The sequence below is a fragment of the Butyricicoccus sp. AM78-15b2TA genome, from assembly GCF_027665985.1.
Taxonomy (GTDB): domain Bacteria; phylum Bacillota; class Clostridia; order Oscillospirales; family Butyricicoccaceae; genus Agathobaculum; species Agathobaculum butyriciproducens.
Genome location: NZ_JAQEHY010000019.1, coordinates 24,159 through 31,972 on the forward strand (window position 1 = coordinate 24,159; position 7,814 = coordinate 31,972).

The window sequence follows — 7,814 nt, forward strand, 5'->3', positions numbered from 1 at the left end:
TATTAACTGGGGGAATGGGAGTTAAGCCTCCGGATCTACGATTGCTTCCTGTACGCCGTACTTCTGAGCGAAGGAAAGAACGATGCCGTCCTTGTAAGCGCCCTTGTAGAAGTTGTTGAATGCTTCGGTCAGGTCAGAATCCTTGCGGAAGCCAACAACGTAGTTCTCGTCCTCCTCACCGTTGGCCTCGTTGAGGTTTACGGTGTAGGTCAGGTTCGGGTAGCTGGTGCCCTCGCCAATCATAGCGCCTGCCATCAGCAGGTCGATCACGCAGGCATCAGAGGTGCCTGCGGCAACCTCCATCAGTGCGTCAGCCTGAGACTGAACTGCGGTTGCATTCAGACCGGCAGCCTGTGCAGCAGCCTCACCGGCGGAGCCGGACTCAACCGCGAAGGTCATATCCTTGATGGAGTCGATGTCCTTGGCAGCGTCGGCCTTGTCGGACGGAACAACGACTACCTGTGCGTTGGTCGCATACGGGTCGGAACAGTTCATGGAGGTCTTAACCTCATCGGTCAGGGTCATGCCGTTCCAAACGGCGTCAACGCCCTTGGAATCCAGCTCCATGATCTTGTTGTCCCAGTTGATCTCGATGAACTCAGCTTTTACGCCCAGGCTCTCAGCGAAAGCCTTTGCCATGTCCGCGTCAAAGCCGACCCACTCGTCCGAGCCGTCTTCCTTATAATCCATCGGTGCGAAATCCGTGATGCCGATGACCAGCTTGCCGTTGCTCTTTACATAATCCATATCGCTCTCGGCGGAAGCTGAGGTGTCAGCCGCATCGGCGCTCGAGTCGTCGGTCTTGGCAGCAGAGCCGCCGCAGCCGGACAGCATGGATACACTCATTGCGCCTGCCATCAGCAGTGCAAGAAGTTTCTTCGTCTTCATTTTTAGAAAACCTCCTGTAATTCAGTTCATATCTTGTTTACTATTATAACACTTTAGCGCAGAAAATCAACCCCTGATTTTCATGCGGATTTTCAGTATTTTTGAAGAATAACCGGACGGTATTTTGTGCAAAATCTAAAATAACCGGGTGAAATATAAGGGGAAGAGGGCGGGGAGCGGTTTGAATGGATTCTCACTCTTTTTTGCGAACCTGTGTTGACCTGTACCCCAAAAGAGATTATAATCATAAGTAAGCATGATTGTTAAAGAATAAACAATGAAGAACAAGTAAGACGGAGGGAATCAGCGTGGATTATACTGCACTGTATCAGCAGAAGCTGACAACGGCGGATGAAGCCGTTAAAGTTGTTAAATCGGGTGACTGGGTAGACTACGGCTGGTGTACGGGTACGCCTGTTGCACTGGACAAGGCGCTTGCTGCCCGCATGGGCGAGCTGGAGGATGTAAACTTCCGCGGCGGCGTACTCATGCGCCGACCGGCGGTATTCGATATTCCGGATGCAGCCGACAAGATCACCTGGAACTCGTGGCATATGTCCGGCATTGAGCGCAAGGCCTGCATGGAGGGCTTCGGCTTTTACAGCGCACTGCGCTACTCCGAGATGCCGCGCTGGTACCGCGAGAACGTCCGTCATGTCAATGTAGCCATGATTCAGGTGGCGCCGATGGACGCACACGGCTGGTTCAGCTTCGGCCCGCAGGCTTCGCACCTCAAGGCGATCTGCGATGTATCCGATGTTATCATCGTTGAGGTCAACAAGTATATGCCGCGCTGCCTTGGTGGCTTTGAGGACGGCATTCACATTTCGCAGGTGGATATGATCGTTGAGAGCGACACCGAAATGCCGCAGATGGGCGCTGGCGGCGAGCCGACCGAGGTTGATAAGGCGGTTGCAAAGCTGATCGTGGAGGAAATCCCGAACGGCGCGTGCCTGCAGCTGGGCATCGGCGGCATGCCGAATACCGTAGGCTCGATGATTGCAGAGTCTGACCTGAAGGACCTCGGCGTTCATACCGAGATGTACGTTGACGCATTCGTTGACATCTCCCGTGCAGGCAAGATCAACGGCTCGAAGAAGGCCATCGACCGCGGCCGTCAGGTGTTCGCGTTCGGCGCAGGCACCCAGAAACTGTACGATTTTGTAAATGATAATCCGGAGTGCATGTCTGCACCGGTATCTTATACCAACGATGCGCGCACCATTGCACAGATCGACAATTTCATTTCCATCAACAATATCGTGGATGTGGATCTGTTCGGTCAGATGAACGCAGAAAGTGCCGGTGTCAAGCAGATTTCCGGTGCAGGCGGCCAGCTGGACTTCGTTCTGGGCGCGTATCTGTCCAAGGGCGGCAAGAGCTTCATCTGCTGCTCGTCCACCTTTAAGAAGAAGGACGGCACGCTCGAGAGCCGCATTCGTCCGACGCTTGAGAACGGCTCGGTCGTTACCGATGCCCGTCCGTGCGCGCACTGGTTTGTCACCGAGTACGGCAAGGTAAACCTCAAGGGTCTGACTGCATGGCAGCGTGCGGAGGCTCTGATCTCGGTTGCACATCCGGATTTCCGCGAGCAGCTGATTCAGGAAGCGGAGAAGATGCGTATCTGGAAGCGCTCCAATAAGAGATAAAATGCTGTCGGCGGAACTACAGTTCCGCACGGTGTTTGCTACTGTTTATAAGAAAACGCTCTGTGAAAACAGAGCGTTTTTTCTTATGCAATTATTAAAGTGAAATTCGCAGGATAAACTGCTGATTCTTAACCGAAAAGCTGTACACGCCGCCGTATCGCTCGACGATGCTGCAAATGCTGTGCACGCCGATGCCGTGTCCGGCGCGGTCGGAGACCGGCACGCCGTGGCTGAACTGCACCGGATGCGTGCAGTCGTTGACAATCTGCAGGAAGAACTTTCCGGCTTTTTCGTATGTCTGCACCTCGATGTGTCCGGGAACACCGTCTGCGCGCTCGCTGCATGCGTGAATCGCATTCTCAAGCGCGTTGGAGAGCAGCACGCACAGGTCGCTCTCGGCAAGCGGCAGCTGATTGGGCAGCACGGCATGCACCGCAAGCGGGATGCCCTGCGCCTTGGCGCGGTCGGCAAACGATGAGAGAATCAGGTTTGCGGCCTCGTTTTCGCAGTAAACGGTCACGCGGCTGGCTTCGATTTCCTCGCTGATGGAGTGAATGTACTGCAGTGCCTGCTCATACTGCTTATTCTCGATGCAGGCGGTGATGTACTGCAGATGATGCCGCAGATCATGCCGGTAGGCGCGGGTTTTCTGCTGAGAGATACGCAGTGCTTCAATCTCACGGACGGCCTGATGCACCTGCAGGTCAAGATTGCTTTTCAGCTCCTCCAAACGCAGCCGTGCGTGCTGCTCTCTGGAAATGTGAATCAGGAACAGCAGGTACGCCGCACTGCATACGAACGGCATGAACTCCACGACTACGGCCGAACCGGAGAACAGCAGGTCGGTGTAAACGCGGGTGGCATAGTCAAACGCATAGTACACCGCGGGCACAATGCCGAACTGACACTGCACCGCCCGCGAATACTGCGACACCGACCGGATGGCAGGTGCGGCCTTGAGCAGCAGAATGAGCAGCGGCACGGTGACGATTATTTCCACAGCGTACTGCATGGTGTCTCCGCCGGAGAAGATAGCGACCGCGATCAGCGCCAGCCAGCGCCGCAGCTGACAGCACAGGTACGCCGTCAGCACGGAAATCACCGGCCACAGGCGTTCGTGACTGAGCGAGCACAGCGCGAGCACAAGCGGCAGGTGGGTGTGCAGCGGATACAGATAGCGTCCGAAGCCCGGGTCCACACCGAGGTAGGCGATGCCGGACAGGCAGAAGATCATCAGCGTGTACAGCAGCATGCGCTTTTTCGCCTTGGGCGTCCAGTGGATATTGCAGAATGCCGCAGAGAGCGCGATGCCGAACAGCGTAACGGCAACGGAGTTGCAAAGGTCAACAGCGAGTGCGATCATGTCAGGAACACCTGCTCTTTCTGAAAGGCGTGTTCAAGGTACGCATCCTTGATGTCGTTGTAGCGTCCGCGCGGAATGGGCAGCTCGGCGTGGCTGGACATAACGAGCGTTTTCGGCGTGATCGTCTGGATATGCTCTAAATTTACAAGGTAGGAGCGGTGAATGCGCAGAAAATTCCTGTGTTCGGCAAGGCTTTCGCACAGGCTGTCCATGCTGCCGGCGGCCTCGAGCACGGTGCCGTCAGTCTTGTGCAGCAGCAGGGAACGGCGGATGACCTCGCAGTATTCCAGCTTGTCCAATTCAACGCGTGTGATGCCGGTTCTGCAGCGCAGAATCAGGCTGGCGCTGCTCTCACGCGAGCAGGCGGCAATGACCGAATCCATCAGCCGGAAGAAGCTTTCCGGCCAGATCGGCTTGAGCTGATAGAAATACGCGCCCACCGTATACGACTGCACGGCAAACTCTGCGGATGAGGTGAGAAAGATGATCTTCACGTTGGAGTCGTACTGACGGATCTCGCGGGCGGCTTCGATGCCGTTTTCGCCGGGCATGAGCACATCGAGCAGCAGAATGTCAAAGCGTGCGCCCTTTTCGATGGCCGCCAGCAGCTCGAACGGGCTTTGGAAGGCTGTCGGGGCGATATCGGCGTTGTGTTCCGCACGGTAGCTGCCGAGCAGCTCGTGCAGTTCATCGAGCACGCTGAGATCGTCGTCGCAGAAGCCAATCTGGATCATGGTTCTCATCTCCTTTCTTTTTATATAGGGAACAGATCATTTGTAATCGCGGCGGGTCTTGTCCGGTTCCCAGCCCTCGAGCGGGTAGCGCTGCATGGCGCCGAAAATGCGCTCGCGCACACCGGGCATGGTCTTTTCGAGACTTTTCAGCAAATCCTTGATCTCCTGCCGCTTGGTGTTGCCGTCCGCCGGACACGGATTGTGCACGATCGGCAGCTCATGCCGTTTGGCGAACGAGCGCACATAATACTCCGGCACATACAGCAGCGGACGAATGAGCGTGATGTCGGCGCGGTCGAGGTAGGTTACCGGCGAAAAGCACGAAATGCGGCCTTCATAAAATAGGGAAAGCATGTAGGTCTCGACTACATCGTCAAAGTGATGGCCGAGCGCAACCTTGCTGCAGCCTGCCTTGCGGGCGGCATCGTGCAGGGCACCGCGGCGCAGCTTGGCACAGAGCGAGCAGGGGTTTTCCTCATGGCGGATATCAAACACGATAGGGCCAATCTGGGTGGGGACACGGATGTACTCGACGCCCAGCTTGTCGCACAGCGTTTGTACAGGGGAGAAGTCCATTTCATCATAGCCCATCTCCAATGTAATAGCCACGACTGTAAAATGGTGCGGATAAAAGCGGCTCAGTTGGCTGAGCGCCACGAGCAGCGCGAGCGAGTCCTTGCCGCCGGAAACGCCGACCGCAATCCTGTCGCCCTCGTCTATCATATGGTAATGGTCCACCGCACGGCGGACATAGGAAAGCATTTTCTGCATAACAGTCTCCTTTTTGATCGTACATATTAAAATTTATCAGAAAACATCAAAAATCGCAAATGCAAAAAATGAAATGCAAAGTGAGTATTAGGGAGTATGATAGAGATTAAAAGAGAAAACAAGAGAATGTATTGGATTGCAGATATTTTTTCAAAATTTCGCTTGACTTGCGCAAAATGATGTGTTTTAATAAATATGCTCGTTTCGGGCGATCAATCAGTTGTCAAAGTATTTTTGATATATATAAACGGAGGAAAAAACCATGTCTACTTTTATGGCTAAGGCAGAAAATGTCGAGCGTAAGTGGTATGTACTGGACGCAGCTGGCAAGCCGCTGGGCCGTACTGCTGCAACCGCTGCAATGCTGCTTCGCGGCAAGCACAAGACCACGTTCACTCCCCATGTTGACTGCGGCGATTTCGTAATCATCGTCAACGCTGACAAGGCGGTTCTGACCGGTAAGAAGCTCACCCAGAAGTACTATCGTCATCACACCGGCTGGGTCGGCGGTCTGAAGGAAGTTCAGTACAAGACCCTGATGGCTGAGAAGCCGGAGTTCGCTATGCAGCTCGCAGTTAAGGGCATGCTGCCGAAGAATTCCATCGGCCGTCAGTCCGCTACCCGTCTGAAGGTATTTGCTGGCGAGAACCACAATCATCAGGCTCAGAAGCCCGAGAACTGGGAAAAGTAAGGGAGGATTAACTGATGTATACACCTAAGAAGGCATATTTCTATGGCACCGGCAGAAGAAAGTCCTCTGTTGCCCGCGTTCGTCTTTTCCCGGGCGGCACCGGTGAGATCAAGATCAACAACCGCACCATCGACAACTACTTCGGTCTTGAGACCCTGAAGATGGTTTGCCGTCAGCCGTTCGAAGTAACCGGCACCGAGGGCAAGTTCGACGTAGAGTGCACCGTAACCGGCGGCGGCTTCACCGGCCAGGCTGGCGCAATCCGTCACGGCATCGCTCGTGCTCTGCTGCAGGCTGATTCCGACCAGTACCGCGCAGCTTTGAAGGCTGCAGGCTTCCTGACCCGCGATCCGCGTATGAAGGAACGTAAGAAATACGGTCTCAAGGCTGCACGTCGCGCGCCTCAGTTCAGCAAGAGATAATCTGCTGTTCAAACCGTATCAAAATGGTTCAAAAACCCCGGAAAATCAAGGTTTTCCGGGGTTTTACTGTATCTAAACGGGCTGATATAGTTTGACCAAATTTAGCAAAACGAGAGCCGTTTTCACCCAATTTTTAGTGGTCCGCAAGTGGTTAACCGGCCAAAAAGAGGGCAAAAAGAGGGTCAAGTGGTGCCCAAAGTGGTTAACCGAGAGCCGATTTTGTGGGTGTTTTGGGGGCTACTTTTCAGCCCTCTTTCCCCTCGTTTTTGGCTGTGGCAGTTTGGCATAGTTTGACCTAATTTGAATAATTGAATATGAATTTGATACAGCACTCAGTATAAAATGACTGGGTGCTTTTTTCATTTCAGGAACTCGTATTCCGGCGATAGAAAGAGCCGTCACTTCACTTTTTATTTTGGAGTGGCGGCTTTTTCTATTTCCAGAAGCAACAGAAACAATTAGAAATGAGGTGAAGTCAATGAACACGCAAATCATTGCCATTGCCAACCAGAAGGGCGGCGTTGGCAAAACCACCACCTGTGCCAATCTTGGAATCGGTTTGGCGCAGGCCGGAAAGAAAGTTCTGCTGATCGACGGAGACCCGCAAGGAAGCCTGACTATCAGCCTGGGCAATCCACAACCGGACAAGCTGCCCTTTACGCTGTCGGACGCTATGGGGCGTATCCTGATGGATGAGCCGCTTCGTCCCGGCGAGGGTATTCTGCACCACCCAGAGGGTGTAGACCTGATGCCTGCGGACATCCAGTTATCCGGTATGGAAGTATCCCTGGTAAATGCCATGAGTCGTGAGACTATCTTGCGGCAATATCTGGACACGCTGAAGGGGCAATACTCCCATATCCTCATCGACTGCCAGCCCTCCCTGGGGATGCTCACAGTCAATGCGCTGGCCGCTGCAAACAGGATCATAATTCCCGTTCAGGCGGAGTATCTGCCCGCCAAAGGGCTGGAACAGCTGCTCTCCACGGTAAACAAGGTAAAGCGGCAGATCAACCCCAAGCTCCAGATAGACGGTATCCTGCTGACGATGGTTGACAGCCGAACCAACTTTGCCAAAGAGATTTCCGCACTTTTGCGAGAGACCTATGGCAGCAAGATCAAAGTATTCGGCACAGAGATTCCCCATTCTGTCCGGGCAAAGGAAATCAGCGCCGAGGGAAAAAGCATTTTTGCCCATGATCCCGGCGGCAAGGTGGCAGAGGGCTACAAAAATCTGACGAAGGAGGTGTTGAAACTTGAAAAGCAGCGCGAAAAAAATAGAGCTGGCATCGGTAG

The 7,814-nt window shown here is 54.0% G+C and carries 8 protein-coding genes; 4 read left to right on the plus strand and 4 right to left on the minus strand.

Annotated features, from left to right (window positions below):
• Positions 1-21 precede the first annotated feature (21 nt).
• Positions 22-888 (minus strand): transporter substrate-binding domain-containing protein, encoded by an 867-nt coding sequence (locus PGS25_RS13640; RefSeq protein ID WP_270419098.1) that lies wholly within the window; start codon positions 886-888, stop codon positions 22-24.
• Between the two features lie 308 nt (positions 889-1,196).
• Here PGS25_RS13640 and PGS25_RS13645 point away from each other — a divergent pair, with 308 nt between their 5' ends.
• Entirely contained in the window at positions 1,197-2,537 is a 1,341-nt protein-coding gene (locus tag PGS25_RS13645) for a butyryl-CoA:acetate CoA-transferase (RefSeq protein WP_118360148.1), read from the plus strand.
• 94 nt (positions 2,538-2,631) lie between these two features.
• Here the strand turns inward: PGS25_RS13645 and PGS25_RS13650 are convergent, their stop codons facing one another.
• Genes PGS25_RS13650 through PGS25_RS13660 form a run of 3 tightly spaced genes read right to left on the minus strand, consistent with a single transcriptional unit; the run spans position 2,632 to position 5,405 of the window.
• On the minus strand, positions 2,632-3,900 hold the full coding sequence (locus PGS25_RS13650; RefSeq protein ID WP_270419099.1) for a sensor histidine kinase: 1,269 nt from the start codon (positions 3,898-3,900) through the stop codon (positions 2,632-2,634).
• Positions 3,897-4,634, minus strand: coding sequence for a LytR/AlgR family response regulator transcription factor (locus PGS25_RS13655; protein ID WP_270419100.1), 738 nt, complete (start codon positions 4,632-4,634; stop codon positions 3,897-3,899). The genes PGS25_RS13650 and PGS25_RS13655 overlap by 4 nt, the downstream gene beginning before the upstream one ends.
• 36 nt (positions 4,635-4,670) lie before the next feature.
• Positions 4,671-5,405: a tRNA lysidine(34) synthetase gene (locus PGS25_RS13660; protein WP_118360144.1), complete on the minus strand. Its 735-nt coding sequence runs from the start codon at positions 5,403-5,405 to the stop codon at positions 4,671-4,673.
• A 262-nt stretch (positions 5,406-5,667) separates the two neighbouring features.
• Between PGS25_RS13660 and rplM the strand changes: the two genes are divergently transcribed.
• The 3 genes from rplM to PGS25_RS13675 form a co-directional block, all read left to right on the plus strand.
• Entirely contained in the window at positions 5,668-6,096 is a 429-nt protein-coding gene (rplM, locus tag PGS25_RS13665; RefSeq protein WP_116704844.1) for a 50S ribosomal protein L13, read from the plus strand.
• A 14-nt stretch (positions 6,097-6,110) separates the two neighbouring features.
• Positions 6,111-6,518 (plus strand): 30S ribosomal protein S9, encoded by a 408-nt coding sequence (gene rpsI, locus PGS25_RS13670; protein WP_110437409.1) that lies wholly within the window; start codon positions 6,111-6,113, stop codon positions 6,516-6,518.
• A gap of 478 nt (positions 6,519-6,996) precedes the next feature.
• A partial coding sequence (locus tag PGS25_RS13675; RefSeq protein WP_270419101.1) for a ParA family protein occupies positions 6,997-7,814 on the plus strand: 818 nt, incomplete at its 3' end.